Here is a 23656-nt window from a genome sequence, read left to right on the forward strand (position 1 = left end):
CCGGGTGGTGGGTAAGGCCGGGTGGCGGGTGGGGCTGCGCCGCGCCGCCGGTCGATGCGATTCCGCCGCCGGTCGGTGGTTAGATGCCCAGGAGCGTTCCTGGGCCGGTCAGAGGAGGACTGATGGAACTGTCGCTGACGACCCGCGCCGTCGGTGAGCACACGGTGCTGGAGGTCGGCGGCGAGGTGGACGTCTACACCGCCCCCCGGCTGCGTGAACGGCTCGTCGAGTTGGTCGACGGCGGGGCGCGCAGGGTCGTGGTGGATCTCGGCCGGGTGGACTTCCTCGACTCCACCGGCCTCGGTGTGCTGGTCGGCGCCCTCAAGCGGCTGCGCGCCGCCAGCGGCACCTTCGGGCTGGTCTGTGACAAGGAACCGCTGTTGAAGATCTTCCGGATCACCGCCCTCGACCAGGTGTTCCCGATCTACCCCACGGTCGACGCCGCGGTCGCCGCGAACCCGTCCGGTTCCGGTGCGTAGCGGCGACGGACGACGAGCGATGGCGACGGTCAAGCTGGCGTTCACGCCCGCACCGGTGCACGTCCGTACCGCCCGGTTGGTCGGGGTCGCGGTGGCGCGCCGGGCCGGCGTCGCGGAGGAACTCCTCGACGAGGTACGGCTGGCGATCGGCGAGGCCTGCGCGCGGGCGGTCGCCCTGCACCGCCAGTACAGCCTCCCCGACCTGGTGCAGGTCGAGATGTCCGACCAGCAGACGTACACGGTCCGGGTGATCGACCGGGCGCCGATCGAGACCGGGCTCGGCCTCGCCGCGTTGCCGCCGGACGAACTCGCCGACGAGTCCCTGACCGACGAGGCGCTGACGGTGGGCGTCGGCTTCGCCCTGCTGGCCGGCTTCGTGGAGGACCTGCAGGTGCGACCCGTGGACGAGGGGATCGGCACCGAGGTCCGGATGGCCTGGCCGGTCCGTCGATAGCGCCGGGGCGCGGCGCGGTCCGCCGGATACCAGACGAGCGGTGCTAACACAGCGACGAAGATCATCGCGACATGGTGGGTCCTCTGTGTGACCTCCAACACCAGGGGCCGCTAGAGTACCCGGGGTTATCTGCAAGTGCCCTGGTCCCGCTCCTGTGGGACAGGTCATCGTCGGTTTGACGGCCACGGCCGTTGGGGACGCTTGCGAGTTGTCACTCCACGCGTGGAGACGTCTGGCCGGTTCGTCCGCCGGCCGGCGCGATGTTCGGTACAGGAGGACATAGATGTCCCAGAACTTGGCCGTCGACACCGACGGCCTGTCCCTTGACGGTGGGAACCTGACGTACGTCATCATCGCCGCGGTCATCGCGCTGGTGGCGCTCGGGTTCGCCCTCGCCCTCACCAAGGCGGTGCTGGCCACCGACAGGGGCACGACCAGAATGCAGGAGATCGCCGGTGCGGTCCAGGAGGGCGCCTCGGCGTATCTGATCCGCCAGTTCAGGACCCTCGGCATATTCGTGGTAATCGCCGTGGTGCTCCTCTTCCTGCTGCCCGTGCACGAGACCGAGGGCAGCGAGACCCTGGTGAAGCTCGGCCGGTCCGCCTTCTTCGTGGTGGGTGCCGCGTTCAGCGCGATCATCGGTGGCGCCGGCATGGCGCTGGCCACCCGCGCCAACCTGCGGGTGGCGGCGGCGGCCCGGGAGAGGGAGGGCGGCCGGGAGAAGGCGATGCAGATCGCCTTCCGTACCGGCGGCGTGGTCGGCTTCCTCACCGTCGGCCTGGGCCTGCTCGGTGCGGCCCTGGTCGTCGTGCTCTACAAGGGCGACGCGCCGACCGTGCTGGAGGGCTTCGGCTTCGGTGCCGCCCTGCTGGCCATGTTCATGCGGGTCGGCGGCGGCATCTTCACCAAGGCCGCCGACGTCGGCGCCGACCTGGTCGGCAAGGTCGAACAGGGCATCCCGGAGGACGACCCGCGCAACGCGGCGACCATCGCCGACAACGTGGGCGACAACGTCGGCGACTGCGCCGGCATGGCGGCCGACCTCTTCGAGTCGTACGCCGTCACCCTGGTCGCCGCCCTCATCCTGGGCCGGGCGGCGTTCGGCGAGGAGGGCCTGGTCTTCCCGCTGATCGTCTCCGCCATCGGCGTCCTCATCGCGATCGTCGGGGTCTTCATCACCCGGCTGCGCGTCTCGGACCGCTCCGGCCTGACCGCGATCAACCGGGCGTTCTACCTCTCCGCGGGGCTCTCCGCGATCCTGGTCTCGGCGGCCGCCTGGGCCTACCTGCCCGGTGACTTCGCCGACTTCGGCGGCGGGGTGCCCGACGTGGACGGCGACCCGCGGGTGGTCGCGATCGGCGCGGTGCTGATCGGCATCGTGCTCGCCGCCGCCATCCAGGCGCTGACCGGCTACTTCACCGAGACCAACCGCCGGCCCGTGCAGGACATCGGCAAGAGCTCGCAGACTGGTGCGGCCACCGTCATCCTCGCCGGCATCAGCGTCGGCCTGGAGTCGGCCGTCTACTCCGCGCTGCTCATCGGCGCCGGTGTCTTCGGGGCGTTCCTGCTCGGCGGCAGCTCGATCACGCTCTCCCTGTTCGCGGTCGCGCTGGCCGGCACCGGCCTGCTCACCACCGTCGGCGTGATCGTGGCGATGGACACCTTCGGTCCGATCTCGGACAACGCGCAGGGCATCGCCGAGATGTCCGGTGACATCGACGAGCACGGCTCCCGTACGCTCACCGAGCTGGACGCCGTCGGCAACACCACCAAGGCGATCACCAAGGGCATCGCGATCGCGACCGCGGTGCTCGCCGCGACCGCGCTGTTCGGGTCGTACACCGACACCCTCAACGCGGCGTACGTCACCGCCGGGGTGCAGGACGTCGGCGGGGAGATCCTGCAGGCGCTGAACGTCTCCAACCCGCGCAACCTGGTCGGGCTGATCATCGGTGCCGCGGTCGTCTTCCTCTTCTCCGGGCTGGCCATCAACGCGGTCTCCCGCTCGGCCGGCGCGGTCGTGATGGAGGTACGCCGGCAGTTCCGCGAGCTGCCCGGCATCATGGACGGCACCCAGCGGCCGGAGTACGGCAAGGTCGTGGACATCTGCACCCGGGACGCGCAGCGCGAGCTGGTGACCCCCGGCCTGCTGGCCATCCTGGCCCCGATCGCGGTCGGCTTCGGCCTCGGCCCGGGTGCCCTGGCCGCGTACCTGGCCGGGGCGATCGGGGCGGGCACGCTGATGGCGGTCTTCCTGGCCAACTCCGGTGGTGCCTGGGACAACGCCAAGAAGCTCGTCGAGGACGGCGCGTACGGCGGCAAGGGCTCCGACGCCCACGCGGCCACGGTGATCGGCGACACCGTCGGTGACCCGTTCAAGGACACCGCCGGGCCGGCGATCAACCCGCTGCTCAAGGTGATGAACCTGGTCTCGCTGCTGATCGCCCCCGCGGTGGTGGCCTACAGCGTGGGTGAGGACCGGAACACCCCGCTGCGGATCTCGATCGCGGTCGTCGCGACCCTGGTCGTGGTCGCCGCGGTGATCTTCAGCAAGCGCAAGCCGGTGGCCATGGCCGACTCGGGCGGGGACCCGGGCGGTGCGGGCGGCAGCCCCGACCAGAAGCCGCAGACCGTCAACGCCTGAACGATGGGCGGCGGTGCCGGACTCGTCCCGTACCGGGTCGGGTCCGGCCCGCCGCCCGACGGCCCGTTCCCCGGGCCGGCGCGGTCCGGTGTCGCGGGCACGGTCGCCGGGCCGACTATCCCTCTCGCGATTTCAAGCCGAACCCGTACGCTGCAACGCATGCGTACGCCCCGCGCAGCAGCCGCCCGAAGGTTAACGGCGGTTTTGTGCACCATCGTGTTACTCGCCGGGGCCTGTGCTGGGGGGCCGACTCCGCAGGCCTGGGCCGCCGCCGTCTGCGCGGCCCTGGCACCGTGGCGGGCCGAGATCGCCTCGCTGACCCGGAGCACCCAGCAGCAGATGACCGCGCAGACCAGCCCGGCGCAGGCCAAGGAGAACCTGGTCCGCCTGCTGCGCGGCGCGGAGGCCGCCAGCGAGTCCGCCCGCAGGGGGGTGCAGGCGGCCGGGGTACCGGACACGGACAAGGGCGAGGCCGTCTCCCGGGGTTTCCTGGCGAAGTTGACCGCCGTGCGGAACGCGTACGGCAAGGCCAGCGAGTCGATCGAGCAGCTCGGCACCGGCCAGGCGAAGACCTTCTACGACGGTGTCCGGGCTGCCGTCGAGACCCTGAACAAGGAGTACGACGCCAGCGCGCTGGACACCAGCCAACTGGACTCGGTGGAGCTGAAGAAGGCCTTCGACGAGGTCCCGGAGTGTCGCTGAGGCCGCCCACCCCAGCCACGCCGCCCGGCCCGGTCGGATCGGCCGAACCGGCGGCGGGCGGCGGCGAGCGTACGTCCGGCTCACCTGATCCGCCGGCGGAGGGTGGTGGCGGGTCCGAGCCGGCGCAGCCGCTCCGGAGATCCGCCCGGCAGCTCTCGCTGTTCGGTGTCGAGGCCGCCGATCCGGCGCCGGCCGATCTGGCCGGGCTGCTCGCCGGGCCGGCCGAGCTGGTCCGGATGGGCGGGACCGCCCGGGTCTCGATGGTCGTCGACGCCGCCTGGCGGGTGCACGTGCTGGTGGCGGAGCTGGCCCGTCGCGGCCTGCGGGCGAGCTGGCTCGGCCGGGTGGAGGAGCGGCACGGCGTGAGCACCTCGTACACCACCCTGCTCGCCCCGCTGGCGGCGAGCTGGCTGCGCGGCACCGTGAAGCGGCCGCCGTTGAACTTCTTCCTGAACGGTCCCCGACTGCGGCTCTGGACGGCCGCGGCGGGTGGCCCCGAGCCGCTCGGCTTCGTGCTCCGGCTCGATCCCTCCGACGAGAGCGGCTGGGAGCAGGTCGGGGCGGCACTGGCCGCGATCGGGCTGCCGGCGGTACTGCTCGACCCCGGGGCGGGCGGGCCGGCGTACCGGATCACCGGGCGACGGCGGCTGGCCCGGCTGGCGGAACTGGTGGGGGACCGGCCCGCCGCCGCCCCGCCGAGCCAGTGGCCGGCCGCGCCGAGCTGATCCGGACCGGTCGGGGAGGGCGCCCGGGCAGACCCGGGGGCCGGGGGCACCGGTGTCACATCCTGGACAGCGTGCTGCCTGATTTGCCGCAATCCTCCCTACCTCGACGGCTCGCCGACCGCCTGATCCCTCCGGCCACCCCCGCACCGAATGCCCGCCGGTGTACGGTGTCGCCGTCCGGCATGACCCACCGAGGCGGGTTGTCGCACCAGGTCACCGCAGCGCGGCGGGGCTCTTGGCCGCCCGCGCAACCCAGAAGTCGGGCAGCGCGTTACGTTGGACATCCGGCCAACCGACGGGCGGATTCCCCGTCGGCGCCGAGCGCGGCCAGCGCGGGCCGCGGGCGGAACACCGGAGTGAGGTCAGGGAGAGACGTGCCGAGCAACGCCAGGAGCACCCGTCTGGTCATCGTCGAGTCACCGGCGAAGGCCAAGACGATCTCGGGCTATCTCGGCCCGGGGTACGTCGTCGAGGCCAGCCTGGGTCACGTCCGTGACCTGCCCCGCAACGCCGCCGACGTGCCCGCCAAATACAAGGGCGAGGCGTGGGCCCGGCTCGGCGTGGACGTCGACAACGGCTTCGCCGCGCTCTATGTCGTCTCCCCGGACCGCAAGCAGCAGATCAGCAAGCTGACCAAGCTGGCCAAGGAGGTCGACGAGGTCTTCCTCGCCACCGACGAGGACCGCGAGGGCGAGGCGATCGCCTGGCACCTGGTCGAGACGCTCAAGCCCAAGGTGCCGGTCAAGCGGATGGTCTTCCACGAGATCACCCGGCAGGCGATCCAGGCGGCGGTGGCCAACCCGCGGGAAATCGACCGCGACCTGGTGGACGCCCAGGAGGCCCGGCGGATCCTGGACCGGCTCTACGGCTACGAGGTCTCCCCGGTGCTGTGGAAGAAGGTCATGCCCCGGCTCTCCGCCGGCCGGGTGCAGTCGGTCGCGACCCGGATCGTGGTGGAGCGCGAGCGGCAGCGGATGGCGTTCCGCAGCGCGGAGTACTGGGACATCCTGGCCACCCTGGCGGTGCGCAACGGCAGCGAGGGGCCACGCAGCTTCCACGCCACCCTGGTCGCCCTGGACGGGGACCGGATCGCGACCGGCAAGGACTTCGAGCCCACCACCGGCCAGGTGCGTCCCGGGGCGGGCGTCACCCACCTCGACGCCGACGGGGCCCGAGGACTGGCCGCCCGGCTCGACGGGCGGCCTTTCACCGTCACCCGGGTCGACGAGAAGCCCTACCGGCGCCGGCCGTACGCGCCGTTCATCACCTCCACCATCCAGCAGGAGGCGGCCCGGAAGCTGCGCTTCTCCTCGCAGCAGACGATGCGCACCGCCCAGCGGCTGTACGAGAACGGCTACATCACCTATATGCGTACCGACTCGGTGAACCTGTCGGAGACGGCGATCGCCGCCGCCCGCCGGCAGATCGCCGAGCTGTACGGCGAGCGGAACGTGCCGCCGGAGCCACGCCGCTACACCGGCAAGGTCAAGAACGCCCAGGAGGCGCACGAGGCCATCCGGCCGGCGGGCGACAACTTCCGTACCCCGGGCGAGGTGGCGAACGAGCTCTCCGGCGACGAGTTCCGGCTCTACGAGCTGATCTGGCGGCGGACCATCGCCTCCCAGATGACCGACGCGGTCGGCTCCAGCGTGTCGGTGCGGATCCGCGCGGTCTCCACCTCCGGCGAGGAGGCGGACTTCGGCGCCACCGGTAAGACGATCACCGAGCCGGGCTTCCTGCGGGCGTACGTGGAGTCCTCCGACGACGAGAACGCCGAGGCCGAGGACGCCGAGCGGCGACTGCCGAACCTGGTCAAGGACCAGCCGCTGAGCGCCGAGGAACTGGCCGCGACCGGGCACCACACCCAGCCGCCGTCCCGGTACACCGAGGCGTCGCTGGTCAAGTCGCTGGAGGAGCTGGGCATCGGCCGCCCGTCGACGTACGCGTCGATCATGCAGACCATCCAGGACCGGGGGTACGTCTTCAAGCGCGGTCAGGCGCTGATCCCGTCCTTCCTGGCGTTCGCCGTGGTCGGGCTGCTGGAGCAGCACTACCCGAGCCTGGTGGACTACAACTTCACGGCCGCGATGGAGAACGAGCTGGACGAGATCGCCGGCGGTGACCACGCGGCGGTGGACTTCCTGACCTCGTTCTACTTCGGCAGCGACGTGGCCGGCGACGACTCGGTCGCCCGCTCGGGCGGCCTGAAGAAGATGGTCACCGAGAACCTCAGCGAGATCGACGCCCGCAGCGTCAACTCCATCCCGCTCTTCCTCGACGAGGAGGGGCGCGAGGTCGTCGTCCGGGTCGGCCGGTACGGGCCGTACCTTCAGCGCGGGCTGCCGGGCGCGGAGCCGAACGGCCAGTCCCGGGACGCCGCTGAGCAGGGCGCGGAGGGCGAGGGCGGCGCTGAGGAGGGCGGCAACACCGGTGACCGGGCCCCGATCCCGGAGGGCGTCGCGCCGGACGAGCTGACCCCGGAGAAGGTGCACGAGCTGTTCCTCGGCGGCAGCGGCGAGCGCAAGCTCGGCGAGCACCCCGAGACGGGCGAGCCGATCGTGCTCAAGTCGGGCCGGTTCGGTCCGTACGTGGCCAGCGGCGAACGCAAGTCCTCGCTGCTGCGCTCGCAGTCGCCCGAGTCGCTGTCGATGGCGGACGCGCTGCGGCTGCTGACCCTGCCCCGGGTGGTCGGGGTGGCGCCGGACGGCGGCGAGGTGCTGGCCGCCAACGGTCGCTACGGCCCGTACGTGAAGCGCGGCGACGAGTTTCGGTCGCTGGAGTCCGAGGACCAGCTCTTCACCGTCACCCTGGAGGAGGCGCTGACCCTGCTGGCGGCGCCGAAGGCCCGGCAGCGCCGGGCGGCGGCCCCACCGCTGCGGGAGATGGGCCCCGACCCGCTGACCGAGAAGCCGCTGGTGATCAAGGACGGCCGGTTCGGGCCGTACGTCACGGACGGGGAGACCAACGCGTCGCTGCGGCGCGCCCAGACTCCGGAGGCGCTGACCCTGGAGGAGGCCTCGGAGATGCTGGCCGAGAAGCGGGCCAAGGGGCCGGCTCCGCGCAAGCGGGTGGCGGCCAAGAAGACGACCGCGAAGAAGGCTCCGGCGAAGAAGGCGGCGAAGGCGACCGGCGCCGAGGCGGACGGGCCGGCCAAGAAGACGACGGCGAAGAAGACGACCGCCAAGAAGACGACCGCGAAGAAGGCCGCGCCGAAGAAGGCGGCGGCCCGGGAGTCAGCCGACGGCTGACTCTCCCCGGCCGGGCAGCGGCCGGCGGAAGCCGTACGTCTCGTGGCGCTTGGCGAACCCGAGGGACTCGTAGAGCCGGCGGGCGGCCAGGTTGTCGGAGTTGTGGTTGAGGGTCACCGTGGTCATGCCGGCGGCCCGCATCCGGTACATCGCCTCCAGCATGACCGCGCGGGCCAGGCCGCGTCGCTGGAACTCCCGGTGCGTGCCGACCGGCTCGACGTGGCCGACCCGGTTGCGGTCGTCGGTCCAGTAGACGGCGAAGGCCGCGATCCGCCCGTCCGGGGCCTCGGCGACGATCTCCCGCTCCGGGTCGTAGCCGGGTTTCGCCATCACCGCCGAGGAGTAGAGCTCCCCGGTCCAGTCCTCGCCGAAGCTCTGGTTGCGGGCGACGGCCAGTCGCTCGGCGTCGGCCGGCCGGGCGGCCCGGACCAGGAAGCCCGGCGGCACCGAGGGCGCGGGCAACGGCCCGGCCAGGTCACGTTCCCGGACGTCGTCCCAGGTGCGGAAGCGGACGAAGCCGAGCCGGGTGAGCAGGTCGATCCGTACGGTGTCACAGTCGAAGACGTCGGTCAGGACGAAGGGTTCGGTGCCGGCCGTCAGCCGGGTCGTCGTCTCGGCCGCGACCCGCAGCATCGCCAGCTCGGCGCCGGTGCCGCGCAGGGCGGGAGCGGCGAAGACGTCGAACGCGGCCCCGAAACGCAGGTTGACGGCGAGGCCGACGATCTCCCCGGCGGACTCCCAGAGCTGGACCAGCTCGCCGACCGGCCGCCGGCCCCGCAGGTTCTCGTAGATCCGGTGCGGCAGCTCGCCGACGTGGTCGTACCCGCACCGGCCGGCCTCGGCGATCCAGCCCTGGAAGGTCCGTTGCAGTCGGGGCAGGTCGGCGTCGGAGTAGGGGCGGATCCGTGGCGCGTCCGGGGTCACCGGAGCAGGTATACCCCGGACCCACCCCGCCGGTCAGCCGGATATCAGCCGCCGAGCACCCGCTCGGTGTGGGCGTTGCCGAAGACCCGGTCCGGGTCCAGCCGGTCCCGTACCGCGAGGAAGTCGGCGAACCGGGGGTACCCGGGGCGCAGCGACGCGGCGTCCCGGTAGTGCAGCTTGCCCCAGTGCGGCCGGCCGCCCAGTTCCGTCGCCACCTGCTCGAAGGCCCGGAAGTACGGCTCCGCGGGCATCCCGACGTACTGGTGGATCGCGACGTACGCCGACTCGCGGCCGTGGCCGTGCGACAGCCAGATGTCGTCGGGGGCGGTGAACCGCACCTCGACCGGGAAGAGCACCCTGAACGGCAGTTCGCCGATCACCCGGCGCAGCCCGGCCAGCGCCTCGGGCAGGGCGGCCCGGGGCAGCGCGTACTCCATCTCCTGGAACCGGACCCGGCGCGGGGTGCAGAAGACCCGGTCGGAGCGGGCGGTGTAGGTGCGGGCGCCCAGTGCCCGGGCGGCGACCGCGCTGATCGCGGGAACCAGGGTGGGGGCGGCCCGACCGAGCCGGCAGGCCCCGCCGAAGACCGAGTTGGCCAGGAAGTCGTCGTCCAGCCAGGCCCGGAACCGGGGCAGCGGCCGGTCGTCGTCCGCCACCCGGTTGTTGATCTTGACCTGCGTCCGGTCGGTGTACGGGAACCAGTAGAACTCGAAGTGGTCGTTGCCGGCGATCAGCTCGGGCAGCTCGGCGAGGACTCCGGCCAGCGGCGCCGGGCGTTCCTCCGCGCGCAGCACGAAGGCGTCCACGCAGCGCAGGGTCACCTCGACGATCACGCCGAGGGCGCCGAGGCCGACGCGCGCGGCGGCGAAGACGTCCGGGTGCTCCTCGGCGGAGCAGCGCAGCAGCTCGCCGGTGCCGGTGACCAGGGTCAGGCCGGTCACGAAGGTGGAGAGGCAGCCGAAGCCGGCCCCGGTGCCGTGGGTGCCGGTGGAGATCGCGCCGGCGATCGTCTGCGCATCGATGTCGCCGAGGTTGGCCAGGGCCAGCCGGTGCGTCGCCAGCAGGTCGTTGAGCGCGCGCAGCGACATCCCGGCCGGTACGGTCACCAGCCGCCGCCCGGGGTCGACCGTGACCGGCCCGGCCAGCGCGGTGAGGTCCATCCACTGGTCCTCGGGCCGGGCGATCGCGGTGAAGGAGTGGCCGCTGCCGACCGGTTTGATCCGCCGGCCGGCGGCGCGCGCGGCCCGGACCGCCTCGACCACCGTGTCTACCCTCGACGGTCGGAGGGCGGCACCACTCGCGCGCTGGTTGCCGGCCCAGTTGGACCAGGAGGTGATCGCACCGGGCGGTGCGGCGTGGCCGCTCATCTGACCCCCTGACCGCGGCGCCCGGGTGGGGTCGGGGTGCCGCCTCGGCGCCGCGTCCGTGGTTACCGGGTGCCATCTTCGTGGATGAACATGAAGTGACTTCACATCAAGGTGCGTCAGGGGGAGTAAATCAGGATCGTTACGGCGAGTAAATACCGCATATCCACCCCGCTCGTTAGTCCGGGTAGCGTTTCGAAAACCGCGACGCCTAGCTATCTACGTCCCGTCGAAAGGGAGTGGCGACGAGTGTCCACGTCAACCGCCACATCCGGTCCACTGCGCCGCGTACCGGTGCAGGGCCGCAGCGTCGCCCGGGTCCAGCGCATGCTCGACGCCTGCGCCGAGATAGTCGACGAGGTCGGCTACGAAGGGCTGACCACCACCCTGCTCGCCGAGCGCGCCGGGGTGGCCATCGGGTCGGTCTATCAGTTCTTCCCGGACAAGCGAGCGATCGTGCAGGCGTTGACCCTGCGCAACATGGAGGCGTACCTGGAGCGGTTGAGCGGCCGCTTCTCGCGGGGCGACCTGACCCACTGGTGGGACGGGGTCGACGCCGCGATCGACGAGTACATCACCATGCACCGGAGCGTTCCCGGCTTCCGTACCCTGCACTTCGGCGACGTGGTCGACGTCCATCTGCTGGACGAGGACCGCGACAACAACGGGGTCATCGCCGAGCAGTTGGCCCGGGTGCTGATCGAGCAGTTCGGCACCACGGACGCGCCCCGGTTCCGGTTCGCGCTGGAGATCGCGGTGGAGGCCGCCGACGCGCTGATCAAGCTCGCCTTCCGGCGTGACCCGGACGGCGACGAGCAGGTGCTCGCCGAGGCCACCGCGCTGATCCGCGAGTACCTGCACCGGCACGTCGACGCCGCGCCCTCGGCCGAGTGAGCGCCGCCGGGGCGCCGGCCGGGTGAGTGTCGCCGCCGCGCCCCCGGCCGGGTGAGTGCCGGCCGGGTGGCGGTGGCGCGGTCGCCGGTCAGAGGAACGTCCGGCCCTCGCCCCGGTAGCTGGGTGCGGTCCCGACCACCCGGTCCGCCTCGACCAGGTGCAGCTCGCCGACGTGTTCGGCGAGCTCACCCGCCTTGGCGTGGCGGAACCAGACCCGGTCGCCGACGCGCAGCGCCGAGGCGGCCGGCCCGGTCAGCGGGGTCTGCACCTCGCCGGCTCCCTCGGTCGCGGTCAGTCGCAGTCCGGCCGGCAGCCACGGCGTGGGCAGCCGGCTGGCGCCGGCCGCCCCGGAGGCGATCCAACCGCCGCCGAGCACGGTCGCCACCCCGGCGGCCGGCCGGCGTACCACCGACAGCGCGAAGAACGCCGCCGGGCGGGGGCGCCAGGACCGGTAGGCGTCGAAGAGCACCGGCCCGTACAGGCCGGATCCGGCGGTGATCTCGGTCACCGCCGGGTCCGCCGCGGTCAGGGCGGTGCTGCCGGTACCGCCCCCGTTGACGAACTCCAGCTCGGCGTGTTCGCGTACCGCCGCCACCGCCGCGCCGCGCCGCCGCACCAGTTCGCGGTACGACCGCTGCTGGAGCAGCCGGATCGTCGCCCCGCGTACCGCCTGCCGGGGCGGGGCGTCGCCGAGGCCCGCGATCTGTGCCTCGTACGACATCAGGCCCACCAGCCGGAAGCCGGCCCGCCGGGTGATCACCCGGGCCAGCGCGCCGGCCGAGGCGGCCGTGTGCACGGGTGACCGGCGTACCCCGACGTGCAGCCGCCCGTGCAGTGCGCCGGCCAGCGGACGCCAGGAGGCGTCCAGGTCGAGGCAGACCCGCAGCACCGCGCGCTGTCCCGGCGCCGCGACCGAGTCGACCAGGTCGAGTTGGTCGGTGCTGTCCACCATCAGGCAGACGGCGGCGGCCAGTTCGGGGTCCCCGGCGAGTTCGGCCAGCGCCCGCCGGTCCGAGGTGGGATATCCGAGCAGCACGTCGTCGGTGACGCCGGTACGGACCAGCCAGATCGCCTCGTCCAGCGTGTACGCCATCACCCCGTGCCAGCCGGGGGTGCGCAGCGCCCGGGTCAGCAGCGTGCGGCAGCGTACCGATTTGCTGGCCACCCGGACCGGCTTGCCGGCCGCGCATACCGCCAGGGCTTCGGCGTTGGCGTCCAGGGCGAACAGGTCGACCACGGCGAACGGCGGATCAAGGTGTGCGGTGGCCCGGTCCAGGCGGTCGCGCAGCATGTCGCGTTCGGTAGTCATTCGAGCACGCTAACTCTCGGAGGGATAATGCGAAACAGCCTCGCATATTCCGGCACCCGGCGGCCCCGGCACAGCCCCTAGGCTGCCGATCAGGGGAATGTCGGGGTGGGGCGGATCCGCCCCACGATTAGAGTGTGGTCGGGGGAGCCCAGCGATGGGCCGGCACGCGGAGGTACGGCCATCGACACGAACAGCAGCGGTGCGGAGCGCGGCGAACGGCCGTCGGGTCCGCCGCCCAGCGACCCGGCGTCGTCCGGTACACCGGCGGCGTCCAGCCGGCCGGCCCCGTCCGACGGGCCGCCTCCGCCGCCCGACCCGCCGACGCCGCTGGCCACGCCGACGGCGCCGGCCAGCCCGGTCGACCGCTCCGGCTACCAGGCGCTCCGGTCGGTGATGCGGATCCGCCCGTTCCGCCGGCTCTGGCTGGTGCTCGGCGTGGCCTCGTTCGGCGACTGGCTGGGCCTGCTCGCCACGTCGCTCTTCGCCGCCTCGCAGGTCACCGGCGACACCGCGAAGGGCCTGGCGTTCGGTGGCGTGATCGCGGTCCGGCTGCTGCCCGCCCTGCTGCTCGGTCCGGTCGCCGGGGTGCTGGCCGACCGGTTCGACCGGCGCTACACCATGGTCATCTGCGACCTGCTGCGCTTCGTGCTCTTCGCCTCGATCCCGCTGGCCGCCCTGCTGGACGTCGGCGGCGGGCTGGTGGTCGGCTGGGCGGCGGTCGCCACCTTCCTGATCGAGGCGATCACCCTGATCTGGATCCCGGCCAAGGAGGCCGCGGTCCCGAACCTGATCCCGCGCAGCCGGCTGGAAACGGCCAACCAGCTTACGTTGATCACCACGTACGGGCTCACTCCGATCCTGGCCGCGGTCGTCGCCGCCGGACTGGACCGCAGCATCCGGGCCGCCGCCGCCGGCCCGCCGCCGGGCTGGGCCGAGCCGGCCCAACTGGCGCTCTACTTCAACTCGCTCACCCGGCTGGCCACCGCGCTGGTGGTGCTCTTCGGGATCCGGGAGATCAGCGGCCGGGGCCCCCGGGGGGAACGGGCCCGGCGGGCCGAGCAGAGCGCGCTGCGGCAGTTCGTCGACGGTTGGCGCTTCATCGGCAAGACCCCACTGGTCCGGGGCCTGGTCCTCGGCATCTTCGGCGCGTTCGCCGGCGGCGGCGTGGTCATCGGTACGGCGAACTTCTTCACCAAGTCGCTCGCGGCCGGTGAGGCGGCGTTCTCCCTGCTCTTCGGGTCGATCTTCCTGGGCCTGTCGCTCGGCATCGGGCTCGGCCCGATGATCGTCCGGGAGATGTCCCGACGTCGCTGGTTCGGCATGAGCATCGTGCTGGCCAGCGCCTCGGTGCTGGTACTCGCCGGCTCCATCCACCTGTCGATGGCGATCCTCGGCGCGGTGCTGGTCGGCGCCGGTGCCGGCATGGCCTTCCTCGCCGGCACCACCCTGCTGGGCGGGGAGATCGCCGACGAGGTACGCGGCCGGGTCTTCGCCGTCGTGCAGACCGGCACCCGGCTGGTGCTGATCCTGGCGATCTCGGTGAGCAGCCTGCTGGTCGGCGTCGGCGGTTCCTGGCAGTTGCGCGTCGCGGACCAGGGGATCTCGGTCTCCTCCACCCGACTGCTGCTGCTGGCCGCCGGGCTCGCCGGCATCCTCACCGGGATCAAGGCGTTCCGCCAGATGGACGACAAGCCGGGCGTGCCGGTACTGCCCGACCTCTGGGGCTCGATCCGGGGCCGCCCGCTCTTCCCGGCCGAGCCGTTCACCTCCAACGGCGTCTTCGTGGTCTTCGAGGGTGGCGAGGGAGCCGGCAAGTCGACGCAGGTCAACGCGCTGGCCGAGGCACTGCGGCAGCAGGGCCGCGAGGTCGTGGTGACCCGGGAGCCCGGCGCCACCGGAGTCGGCGCGCGGATCCGGGGGTTGGTGCTCGGCTCGGAACCGCTGACCCCCCGGGCCGAGGCGCTGCTCTACGCGGCCGACCGGGCGCACCATGTCGCCGCCGTGGTCCGGCCGGCGCTGGCCCGGGGCGCGGTGGTGATCAGCGACCGGTACGTCGACTCGTCGCTGGCGTACCAGGGAGCCGGCCGTACGCTGCCGGTGGAGGAGGTCTCCTGGCTCTCCTCCTGGGCCACCGGCGGGCTCAAGCCCGACCTGGTGGTCCTGCTCGACATCGAGCCGCGCGCGGGCCTGGCCCGTACGGTCACCCGGGGCGGTTCCCCGGACCGGCTGGAGGCCGAGTCGATCGAATTCCACGACCGGGTCAGGTACGCCTTCCTGGACCTCGCCTCGGCCGACCCGAAGCGTTACCTGGTGCTCGACGCCGCGCGCCCGACGGGGGAGATCACCACCGCCGTCGCCCGGCGGGTCACCGCGATGCTCGTCGACTTCGACGCGAACCTGGACGGCGCCGACGATCCCGGCGCCGCCCCGGATCCGCCGGCACCGGACGGCCCGGCCCGACCGGAGTTATCCGACACCGACACCGCGCTCCCCGCCCCGACGACCTCCCCGGAGAGCGGGGTACGTCCCCGGGGCGGGCTCGAACTGGAGCGACGATCCTGATGCCGGACGTCTTCGCCGACCTGGTCGGCCAGGCCGAGGCGGTCGAGACGCTGCGCCGGGCGGTGGCGGCTGCCGAGATCATCCGGACGGAGGCCGGCCTGGCGGCCAATCCAGGGGCCGGTCCGGCGGCCGGTCCGGAAGCCGATCCGGCTGCGGCGGCCGGGGTGTCCGGCGGTGGTGGTGTGGCCACCGGCACCGCGATGACGCACGCCTGGATCTTCACCGGACCACCCGGCTCCGGGCGTTCCGTCGCGGCCCGGGCCTTCGCGGCGGCCCTGCAGTGCGTACGGGGGGGCACCGGCTGCGGGGAGTGCGCCGGCTGCCACACGACGCTGACCGGCACCCACGCCGACGTCCGGTTCGTGGTGCCGGAGGGGCTCTCCATCGGGGTCGGCGAGATGCGGGCGCTGGTGCTGCGGGCGGCGAGCACGCCGAGCGGGGGGCGCTGGCAGGTGCTGGTCATCGAGGACGCCGACCGGCTCACCGAGGCGGCCGGCAACGCGTTGCTGAAGGCGATCGAGGAGCCTCCACCGCGTACCGTCTTCCTGCTCTGCACCCCGTCGACGCATCCCGACGACATCTCGGTGACGATCCGCTCCCGGTGCCGGGTGCTGACGTTGCGTCAGCCGTCGCCCGAGGCGGTGGCGACCGTACTGCGGGACCGGGACGGTGTCGCCGCGGACGTGGCGGGGTGGGCGGCCGCGGCGGCGCAGGGGCACGTCGGGCGGGCCCGCCGGCTGGCCCGGGATCCGGAGGCGCGCAAGCGGCGGGACGCGGTGCTGGCCCTGCCGCGCCGGCTGACCGGCGTCGGCGCCTGCTTCGACGCCGCGTCGACGCTGATCGAGGCGGCCGAGGCGGAGGCGGAGGCGGCGGTGGCCGAGTCCGACGCGACGGAGCGGGCCGCGCTGGAGACGGCGCTCGGGGCCGGTGGCACCGGTCGGGGTGCGTCCGGGGCGATCCGGGGCTCCGCCGGCCAGCTCAAGGACCTGGAACGGCGGCAGAAGTCCCGGGCCACCCGCGCGCAGCGCGACGCGCTGGACCGGGCACTGGTCGACCTGGCCGGCTTCTACCGGGACGTGTTGACGGTCTCGTTGCGCGCCCCGGTGGCGCCCGTGCACACCGACGCGGCCCGTACGGCCGGCGCGGCGGCGGAGAAGTGGACGGCCGAGAGCACGCTGCGCCGGCTGGAGGCGGTGCTCTCCTGCCGTACGGCCATCGAGACCAACGTCAAGCCACGGATCGCCGTCGAGGCGATGATGCTCGCCCTCTGGCGCGGCTGAACCGCCGGATCGATGCTGCTCAACCCCGCTCCGCATGATCACGCTGATCAGGGAGCTGTTACCGCGGCGCGCCGACGACACGCGCGAATTTCTCCCTGATCACCGAGATCTTGGGGGAAAGGGTTTTGTTCGGGCGAGTTGACCGGTACGGTTCGGTGCCGTAACCAGGGCGGCACATCCGGTGATCGTGTCCGCACCGGGTGGAGACGGAGGGCCTGCCGATGGCGCGGGAGATCGACGAAGCCTGGATCGAGGAGGCGGTCGAGCGCTACCGCCGCATCGAGTCGCTCCAGGCGGAGTTCGACCGCGCCGTCCAGCGGGTCGAGGTCACCGTCCGGTCGCCCGACGGACTGGTCGAGCTGGTCGTGACCGCCGACGGCACGATCAGCGACGTCCGGTTCCTCGGGCCGCTACAGCACCGCACCGGCACCGACGTGGCCCGCTCGGTACGCGCCGCGATCATGGCCGCCGAGGACGCGGCGCGCTGGGCGCGGGAAAAGCTGCACACGGAGACCTTCGGCGCGTACCGCCGGCTGACGGAGGCCTGAGTGGACGACCTCCGGGACCTCGCCGCCCGGCTGGAGGGCGCGAGCGGGACGCTCTCCGACCTCGCCCGCCGGCTGCCGTACGCGGGGCCGGCCGCCAGCGCCTTCACCGTCGACGCCCCCGGACTGCCCGGGGAAGTGGGCCGGGCGCTGCACGCGCAGTGGCTGGCCGCGCTCGACAACCGGGCCCGGGAGCTGGCCGCGGCGGCCGAGCAGCTCGCCGACGGCGCCGCCGCCGTGCGCGCCGCCGACCAGGCGTACGCCGACAGCGACGACGGGGCGGCCGGCCGACTGGCGAGGGAGCGGTGATGGACGCCCTCGACCAGCTCGCCGCGCCGGCCACCGAGCTGCTGGGGCGGGTCGACGCGGTGCTCGCCGCCGCCGGTGCGCCCACCGGACACCGCATCTGGCCCCTGCTCCGCCGACTCCGGACCCTCCCCGGGGACGCGGCCGACGCGGTGCTCGCGCTCCGGGCCGCACCGCTGGTCGAGGCCGGCGACGCGACCCGCCGGGCCCTGCGCGGGTACGACGAGGCGCACCTCGCGCTGTCCGGCGACCTCTCCTGGCAGGGGCCGGCCGCCGAGGCGTTCGCCGCCCGGTGCGGTGGGCTCGACGCGTACCTGGCCGACGGGCCGGAGAGCCTGACCGGGCGGGTGCACGCCACCGCCGCCTACGCGGAAGCGGTCGCCGAGTGGATCATCCGTACCCGGGGCGACCTCGCCCGTACCCTCGGCGACGTGCTCGGTTCCGCCGAGGCGGTGACGGTGGTGGTGGCACCGCGCCCGGTGGCCGCCTCGACCTCGGCGGCGCCGGCCGCCGCGGAGATCGGCGCCCGGGTGCTCGCCACCGTCGCCGAGGCGTACGCGGAGGCGGCGGAGCTGCCCGGCCGCTGGGCCCCGGCACTGGCCGAGGTCGCCTACCGGCCGTCGCGGGTCGCGCCGGCCCGGTTCGACGCCGGACGGATAGTGCGCTGAGCGGCCGCCGCCGCCCGCCACTGCGCTTCGGCGCGGATCCGTCGTAGGGTGAGGCAATGGGCATGCTGTGCGCGGTCAGCTTCAACCGTTACGGCCGCCTCTACTACCTCGACCCCGGTGACCTGCGGCCGGCCGTCGGCGACCGGGTCCTCGTCCCGACCGACGAGGGCACCGAGGTGGCCGAGTGCGTCTGGGCCGCGCAGTGGGTGACCGAGGACACCAGCGGCTTTCCCCGGCTGGCGGGCCTGGCCGGCGAGCAGGACCTGCGCCGCGACGAGACGCAGCGCAAGCGCAAGGCGGAGGCGAAGGTGGCCGCCAAGCGGCTGATCCGCGAGCACGGCCTGCCGATGAAGGTGGTCGCGGTCGACCACGTGCTTGACGCCAGCGGCGGGTCGAACGGCGCGCGGACCACCATCTACTTCACCGCGCCGCACCGGGTCGACTTCCGCTCGCTGGTCCGCGACCTGGGCGCGACGCTGCACTGCCGGGTCGAGCTGCGCCAGCTCTCCGCCCGGGACTCCGCCCGGGTGCAGGGCGGCATCGGCTCCTGCGGACGCGACCTGTGCTGCGCCACCTTCCTGACCGACTTCGAGCCGGTGACCATCCGGATGGCCAAGGACCAGGAACTGCCGCTCAACCCACTGCGCATCTCCGGCGCGTGCGGCCGGCTGATGTGTTGCCTCAAATACGAACATCCGCTGTACCAGCAATTTCAGGCCTCGGCGCCGGCGGTCGGCGCCCGGGTGTCCACCGAGGACGGTCCCGGGCGGGTGGTGGCGCACAGCGTCCCACGCGATTCGGTGGTGGTCCGGCTGGACGCCGACGGGTCGCGCTCCTCGTGCAGCCGCGCGTCGGTCTGCGGGTCCCGCCAGGCCCACGACGAGCGGTACGGCTGACCCGCCGGTCCGACCGCCCCGCTCAGCGGATGGTGAACGGGGCCTCGGCGAGGCGGAACCGCGGCGCCTGCTCCGGGCTCAGCCACGCGTCGTCCGGGGCGCCGTCCGGCTCGGCCCGCCAGCGCCGCGAGATCCTGTCCACCGCCACCGGGTAACCGGTCAACGTCCCGTCGGCGGCGATGTGGAACCGCACGAAACTCTTCGCGTCCTCGATGCCCTGGCCGGCGAAGAGTTCGTTGAGGTTGACCCCGAACGCCCCCGCGACCAGCAGGTAGAGCGCGACGAGCTGGCTGGCGACGAAGCCGGCCACCGGGCCGTAGACGACCGCCGCCGCCACCGCGGGCATCGGCCACGCCGCGTCCCAGAACGGCAGTTGCAGCCAGGCCCAGGCGCCGCCCGCCGCGAGCGCGACGTGGGCGATCCCGTGCCCGACCCCCAGGATCCAGTGCCGGACGTGCCGTTTGCCGTTCGCGCTCGGCGGCTTGGCGAAGAACGCGGCGCCGAGCATCGTGACGGCCAGCACGATCACCAGCGGAATGCTGAACAGCCGCTGCGCGGTCGGCTCGACCCGGGGCAGGGCCACCCCGGCCATGGTCAACATCAGCATCGTGTGCAGGACGCCGAGCAGGGTGGCGAAGCCCGGGTTGCGGCGGGGCAGCCGGTGGAAGATGCCCCAGGCGTACCGCCGGGACCGCTCGGCCTCCGGATAGCGGCCGGCCAGGTCATACGACCTGGACGGGCTGGACCGGCGGACCAGGGTGTCCGGCGGTGGCACCTGGATCCGCTCGGGCAGCTTGTGCGTCGGGAAGAGGTAGGCGCCGCCGCCCCCGCAGGTGATCAGCTCGCGGTCCGGGCCGGTGTAGCGGGCGTAGTGGTGCAGGTCGCCGGAGAGCAGCAACCGGACCTGGGCGCCGCTCGGGGCGACCACGGTACGGATGAAGTAGTCGATCGCGTCGTACGCCTCGGGGTGGTCCCCGGACTTCACCCAGGACGGCTCCGGCACGACCAGGATCACCCGGGAGTCGGCGTCGAGCCGTTCGGCGGCCTTCTCGAAGTAGATCAGCTGCGGGTCGTCGAGGTACGCCCCGGACTGCCCGTCGATGCCGTAGAGCCACCAGTTCGCCGGCAGCTCCACCGCGAAGTACGACCGGGACTGCGGGGTGTGCCAACCGCCGATGCTGTCGTCGCGGCGGCGTACGAACAGGCGCAGAAACGCGGTGAGGCCGTCGTACCAGTCGTGGTTGCCGGGGACCGCGTAGAGCGCCGGTGCCGTCCCGTCGACCGGCGGCTGGGGCAGGGCGGCCTGGTAGGGGCCCTTGCAGCGGTTCTCGTACGCCGCGCCGCTGGCGGTCGGATACACCTGGTCGCCGCCCATCACCAGCATCTGGCCCCGGGGCAGCCGCGTCCCGTCGACCTCCAACTCGGCGCGGGAGAGCAGGTAGGCGACGGTGTAGGTGGCGTTGAAGCCGTCACCCAGGTCGGCCACGTAGTCCAGCCAGAGGTCGCCGTCCGGCCCCACCTGCCGGTGCACCTCGCTGGGGAGCGAGTTCTGCAGCTCCCGTTTGTCCAGGTACGCCCCGAAGAGCAGGGCCAGTAGCGTACGCAGGCCGGTGCTGACCAGCAGGAGGGGCGCGAGCCACGGCACCGGACGCTGCGGGGTGAAGCCCAGCTCCCGAGGATCCGGGGTGCGGGGACGGCGGGCGGGGCTCGGCCCGTTCCGCTCCGGGGGGCCGGGTGGCCCGGTCAGCTCCGGGTCGGTCGCCGTCGCCGGACCGCCGGCCACCGCTGTCTGCTTGTCGGCGGGGCGTGCCTGGTCGTCCTCGATCATCGATGGCAGCCTAGCCGGCCGGCCCCGGGGTCGCTGTCCGACGCCCGACGCTTCGCCAGGGTCCTCGTCCGGAGATCCCGACGCCGGTGGAGCCGGGGTGACGCGCCTCCCGGGGGCTCGGGCGGTGTCCGGGAAACCGGTGCGGCGGGCCCACAGGGCGTGTCGTAGACTTGCCGGCGTTGCCGCCTTAGCTCAGTCGGCTAGAGCGACGCACTCGTAATGCGTAGGTCGACGGTTCGATTCCGTCAGGCGGCTCGGCACAGACAGGGGCCCTGGTCACAATCGTTGACCAGGGCCCCTGTCGTCGTCTCCATAGACGTGCGTCGCTCAGGAAGATCGGCGCCGCTCCCGCTCAGTGACATGATCAGTGACAGAGCCGAACATCTCGGTCTCCATCCGGCTCGCCGCCCGACGAGTCAACTCCACGCACATCCTGGTAGCCGTCTCCACGCGGATACAGGTCACCCTCGACGAGCTGCGGAAGCTACGCGCCGCGGCGACCGTCGACGCCCGGCACTCGGATCGGCACATCGCCCTGTCGGTGTGGCGCTTCGATGACGACATGCTGGTCTGCACCCACCTTGAGGACCAGACGGGCCACGACCCACCCACCCTGCACCTGCGCCGCCGGCAGGACGGGGGACTGTTCGACCGGTACGCCGCCCACGTCGAGCACCTGTGGAAGTCCGGCCGCGAAGTGGAGCTACCTAGCTAGCCAGGTAGCCCGATCTTGGGAGGGACCTAGCCTGCATCGGTGATCTACCCGAACCGGGCGCCCGTCGGCTACCAGGACTTGGCTGACATTCTGCGCGCCCGGGTCTCGTCGGGGGAGATCCCACCCGGCCGCCGGCTGCCGTCTGAGGGAACGTTGGCGCAGACGTACGGGGTAGCGACGAGGACGGCGCGGGCCGCGTTGCAGCAGTTGCGCAATGAGGGTCTGGCGGAGTTGGCGCGCGGTTACGGTGTGGTGGTGCGCGAGCACGTCGATCCGGAGCTGATCACCGTCGAGCCGGGCTCGACCGTGTCGGCGCGGAACCCGACCCCGCAGGAGCGGCGGGAGTACGAGGTGCCCGAAGGTGTGCCGCTGCTGGTCGTCACCGGATCGGACGGGCTGTCGGACCTGTATCCGGCGCATCGGTACCGGGTCGTCTTTGCTAGGCCTTAGTGGAGATTGCGACCCGAGTTAACGATTGAATAGCTCCCCAAGGGGGGTGTCTGTAGATGTATGCGGCGCAACAACTCCACCACGATCGGTGGCAACGGCAGCCGACGCTCCGGCCCCTGTGGGTGGAGCGTGGCGACAACCGTTGCGGGATGTGCCTGCGGCCCGGGTCGACCTCCAGTCATAAGCGACTGTTCATCCACCATGACCACAAGGTCCGAGGCGCACAGGCAGCGTTGATCCCGCTCCGGATTGACTGCCGACTCGCAGATCGGTCATGACCGGCCGGCCTTCGCCGGACGAGCTGAAGCCGGAATGAAGCCGCCGGCTGCTGAGATGGGCAGAGCCTTTCGGAACACCGAAGGGTCTGCCCGGATCAGGAGGGTCATATGGCCAGGAAACGAGTCCTCGCCGCTCTGGCGGCAACCGCGGTCATCTTCGGTTCGATAGCGGCCGGGTCACCCGCGCAGGCATCGGCGGCCGAGGCGACCGCGTCAGCGGAGTTGGTGTACGCCGGCTCGCCGCAGGTGGGGGAGCCGTCGGCCCCCGGCGTGCTGATCGACGCCCGGCCGTGTAACACCAGCCAGACCCCGAAGCAGATTCGGCTCGTCCTGGCGCCCGGTGCTGTGATCTGCTACGGCGGCACGGTGGGCGAATGGGATCTGGGCCAGCTCTTTGTGCAGGGTCTCTCGGCGGGCGGGTACCACGGTTACCTCGTGTGCGAGAACCCTGGTCAGGGTTCCGGTTTTGTGCAGTTCTTCTCGCCAGGCCAGATCTTCCGGATCGATGACACCTGTCAGAAGCTCGCGATCACGCCACCGCGCTAGGTTCTGTCTCGTTGAAGCCGCGTTTGACCTGGTTGCGCCGCTTGTGGGCACCGGGTCGAACGTCGGTGACCGGCCCGCCGCGTTGTCCCCGCCGCTTCGATCGGCAGCGGGACCGTCCGTTCGCTCCTTTCCCTTCGTCCTGCAAAACCAGCCCGCCCTCGACAACCTGCCTACCCGAGTGCAGCGGCAGAACCCGCTGCGGGCAGTTTCGTCCCCGCCGCCGCCGTGCGTCGCTGCCTGTCACGAATCTCGTGCTTGCTTGAGCGAGTGAGAAACCCATTGGAGTCCTTTCAGGGACAGATGCACGCAGAGTGCGTCGACGGCTTCCAGGGATCGAACGACCCGTGCCTTGGTGTCGAGATAGTTGAACTTCCTCAGAAGTTCACCCGCGCCGTAGATGATGTGATCGCCGTCTTGGACCTTATGATCAAGGCTGACGTTGCGAAGTAAATCTCCCGTCCTGGTCCGCAGCATGATCTCGTCGCCAAAGTTCTCCACCTTCGGATGTGCGAGTTGATTGCGGACCTGCATTAGCAATTGGACTGTTTGTGGCGGTTCTTTGCTCAAGTCGAAGGGTTGTCGGCCATCCAAACTGGATAACAGGTGCCATTTGAGCACGACGCTTGCCCGTTCGAAGTGACCGAGAAAGGCTCGGCCGAACGCGATATCGCCGATTTCGTTGGCGGTACCTTCGAGGGTCATGGCAATCATCAACTGAGCGCCAATGCACTCTGAAATCTCCTGGTTCGGGAAGTTCGTGTCGGCGGCGGCTCGTGCTCTCCTGAGGCAATCGGTGGCGTTCCCGACCAGTATTCCGGAAATAGTTTGTTTCATCGCGC

21 protein-coding genes and 1 tRNA gene are annotated in these 23656 nt (G+C 72.2%); 17 read left to right on the forward strand and 5 right to left on the reverse strand.

Annotation, left to right across the window (positions count from 1 at the left end):
• Positions 1 to 122 precede the first annotated feature (122 nt).
• The 6 genes from ACQEUR_RS01115 to topA all read left to right on the forward strand — a co-directional run bounded on the left by ACQEUR_RS01115 (position 123) and on the right by topA (position 8252).
• Positions 123 to 479 (forward strand): STAS domain-containing protein, encoded by a 357-nt coding sequence (locus ACQEUR_RS01115; protein WP_433024091.1) that lies wholly within the window; start codon positions 123 to 125, stop codon positions 477 to 479.
• Positions 480 to 498: 19 nt separating this feature from the next.
• Entirely contained in the window at positions 499 to 933 is a 435-nt protein-coding gene (locus ACQEUR_RS01120; RefSeq protein ID WP_433024093.1) for an ATP-binding protein, read from the forward strand.
• A gap of 283 nt (positions 934 to 1216) precedes the next feature.
• The gene (locus tag ACQEUR_RS01125; protein WP_433024095.1) at positions 1217 to 3577 is read left to right on the forward strand and encodes a sodium-translocating pyrophosphatase; all 2361 of its coding nucleotides are present in this window, start codon (positions 1217 to 1219) and stop codon (positions 3575 to 3577) included.
• A 159-nt stretch (positions 3578 to 3736) separates the two neighbouring features.
• Positions 3737 to 4279, forward strand: coding sequence for a hypothetical protein (locus tag ACQEUR_RS01130; RefSeq protein ID WP_433024097.1), 543 nt, complete (start codon positions 3737 to 3739; stop codon positions 4277 to 4279).
• A complete protein-coding gene (locus ACQEUR_RS01135) occupies positions 4270 to 5004 on the forward strand; it encodes a hypothetical protein (RefSeq protein WP_433024099.1) in 735 nt (244 codons plus the stop codon). The genes ACQEUR_RS01130 and ACQEUR_RS01135 overlap by 10 nt, the downstream gene beginning before the upstream one ends.
• Positions 5005 to 5378: 374 nt before the next feature.
• Positions 5379 to 8252 (forward strand): type I DNA topoisomerase, encoded by a 2874-nt coding sequence (gene topA / locus ACQEUR_RS01140; protein ID WP_433024101.1) that lies wholly within the window; start codon positions 5379 to 5381, stop codon positions 8250 to 8252.
• Here topA and ACQEUR_RS01145 read toward each other — a convergent pair.
• Together ACQEUR_RS01145 and ACQEUR_RS01150 are read right to left on the reverse strand one after the other, a co-directional pair.
• The gene (locus ACQEUR_RS01145; protein ID WP_433024103.1) at positions 8238 to 9176 is read right to left on the reverse strand and encodes a GNAT family N-acetyltransferase; all 939 of its coding nucleotides are present in this window, start codon (positions 9174 to 9176) and stop codon (positions 8238 to 8240) included. The genes topA and ACQEUR_RS01145 overlap by 15 nt on opposite strands.
• 44 nt (positions 9177 to 9220) lie before the next feature.
• On the reverse strand, positions 9221 to 10543 hold the full coding sequence (locus tag ACQEUR_RS01150; protein ID WP_433024105.1) for a D-arabinono-1,4-lactone oxidase: 1323 nt from the start codon (positions 10541 to 10543) through the stop codon (positions 9221 to 9223).
• Between the two features lie 246 nt (positions 10544 to 10789).
• Between ACQEUR_RS01150 and ACQEUR_RS01155 the strand changes: the two genes are divergently transcribed.
• A complete protein-coding gene (locus ACQEUR_RS01155) occupies positions 10790 to 11434 on the forward strand; it encodes a TetR/AcrR family transcriptional regulator (RefSeq protein WP_433024107.1) in 645 nt (214 codons plus the stop codon).
• Positions 11435 to 11522: 88 nt separating this feature from the next.
• Here the strand turns inward: ACQEUR_RS01155 and ACQEUR_RS01160 are convergent, their stop codons facing one another.
• Complete coding sequence (locus ACQEUR_RS01160) at positions 11523 to 12743, reverse strand: amino acid deaminase/aldolase (RefSeq protein ID WP_433024109.1); 1221 nt, start codon at positions 12741 to 12743, stop codon at positions 11523 to 11525.
• 426 nt (positions 12744 to 13169) lie between these two features.
• Between ACQEUR_RS01160 and tmk the strand changes: the two genes are divergently transcribed.
• The 6 genes from tmk to ACQEUR_RS01190 all read left to right on the forward strand — a co-directional run bounded on the left by tmk (position 13170) and on the right by ACQEUR_RS01190 (position 19000).
• Positions 13170 to 15305, forward strand: coding sequence for a dTMP kinase (tmk, locus tag ACQEUR_RS01165; protein ID WP_433025850.1), 2136 nt, complete (start codon positions 13170 to 13172; stop codon positions 15303 to 15305).
• Positions 15305 to 16585: a DNA polymerase III subunit delta' gene (locus ACQEUR_RS01170; protein ID WP_433024111.1), complete on the forward strand. Its 1281-nt coding sequence runs from the start codon at positions 15305 to 15307 to the stop codon at positions 16583 to 16585. The genes tmk and ACQEUR_RS01170 overlap by 1 nt, the downstream gene beginning before the upstream one ends.
• A 221-nt stretch (positions 16586 to 16806) precedes the next feature.
• Positions 16807 to 17133 (forward strand): YbaB/EbfC family DNA-binding protein, encoded by a 327-nt coding sequence (locus ACQEUR_RS01175; protein ID WP_433024113.1) that lies wholly within the window; start codon positions 16807 to 16809, stop codon positions 17131 to 17133.
• On the forward strand, positions 17134 to 17439 hold the full coding sequence (locus ACQEUR_RS01180) for a hypothetical protein (RefSeq protein ID WP_433024115.1): 306 nt from the start codon (positions 17134 to 17136) through the stop codon (positions 17437 to 17439).
• Positions 17439 to 18104 carry a hypothetical protein gene (locus ACQEUR_RS01185; RefSeq protein ID WP_433024117.1) on the forward strand — a complete coding sequence of 222 codons (666 nt, stop codon included), beginning with the start codon at positions 17439 to 17441 and terminating at the stop codon, positions 18102 to 18104. The genes ACQEUR_RS01180 and ACQEUR_RS01185 overlap by 1 nt, the downstream gene beginning before the upstream one ends.
• A 56-nt stretch (positions 18105 to 18160) precedes the next feature.
• Entirely contained in the window at positions 18161 to 19000 is an 840-nt protein-coding gene (locus tag ACQEUR_RS01190; protein WP_433024119.1) for a PSP1 domain-containing protein, read from the forward strand.
• Between the two features lie 22 nt (positions 19001 to 19022).
• Here ACQEUR_RS01190 and ACQEUR_RS01195 read toward each other — a convergent pair whose 3' ends face one another.
• On the reverse strand, positions 19023 to 20828 hold the full coding sequence (locus ACQEUR_RS01195) for a metallophosphoesterase family protein (protein ID WP_433024121.1): 1806 nt from the start codon (positions 20826 to 20828) through the stop codon (positions 19023 to 19025).
• A 181-nt stretch (positions 20829 to 21009) separates the two neighbouring features.
• Here ACQEUR_RS01195 and ACQEUR_RS01200 point away from each other — a divergent pair.
• The 4 genes from ACQEUR_RS01200 (at position 21010) to ACQEUR_RS01215 (ending at position 22817) form a co-directional block, all read left to right on the forward strand.
• Positions 21010 to 21083, forward strand: a tRNA-Thr gene (locus tag ACQEUR_RS01200).
• Positions 21084 to 21195: 112 nt separating this feature from the next.
• On the forward strand, positions 21196 to 21543 hold the full coding sequence (locus ACQEUR_RS01205) for a hypothetical protein (RefSeq protein ID WP_433024123.1): 348 nt from the start codon (positions 21196 to 21198) through the stop codon (positions 21541 to 21543).
• Positions 21544 to 21582: 39 nt separating this feature from the next.
• On the forward strand, positions 21583 to 21993 hold the full coding sequence (locus tag ACQEUR_RS01210; protein WP_433024125.1) for a winged helix-turn-helix domain-containing protein: 411 nt from the start codon (positions 21583 to 21585) through the stop codon (positions 21991 to 21993).
• 386 nt (positions 21994 to 22379) lie between these two features.
• A complete protein-coding gene (locus ACQEUR_RS01215; RefSeq protein ID WP_433024127.1) occupies positions 22380 to 22817 on the forward strand; it encodes a hypothetical protein in 438 nt (145 codons plus the stop codon).
• A gap of 240 nt (positions 22818 to 23057) precedes the next feature.
• On the opposite strand, the gene ACQEUR_RS01220 is transcribed toward ACQEUR_RS01215, so the two are convergent.
• Positions 23058 to 23651 (reverse strand): hypothetical protein, encoded by a 594-nt coding sequence (locus tag ACQEUR_RS01220; protein WP_433024129.1) that lies wholly within the window; start codon positions 23649 to 23651, stop codon positions 23058 to 23060.
• Positions 23652 to 23656: the final 5 nt, after the last annotated feature.

It is taken from the genome of Plantactinospora sp. CA-290183 (assembly GCF_050936375.1).
In the GTDB taxonomy this organism is placed as follows: Bacteria; Actinomycetota; Actinomycetes; order Mycobacteriales; family Micromonosporaceae; genus Plantactinospora.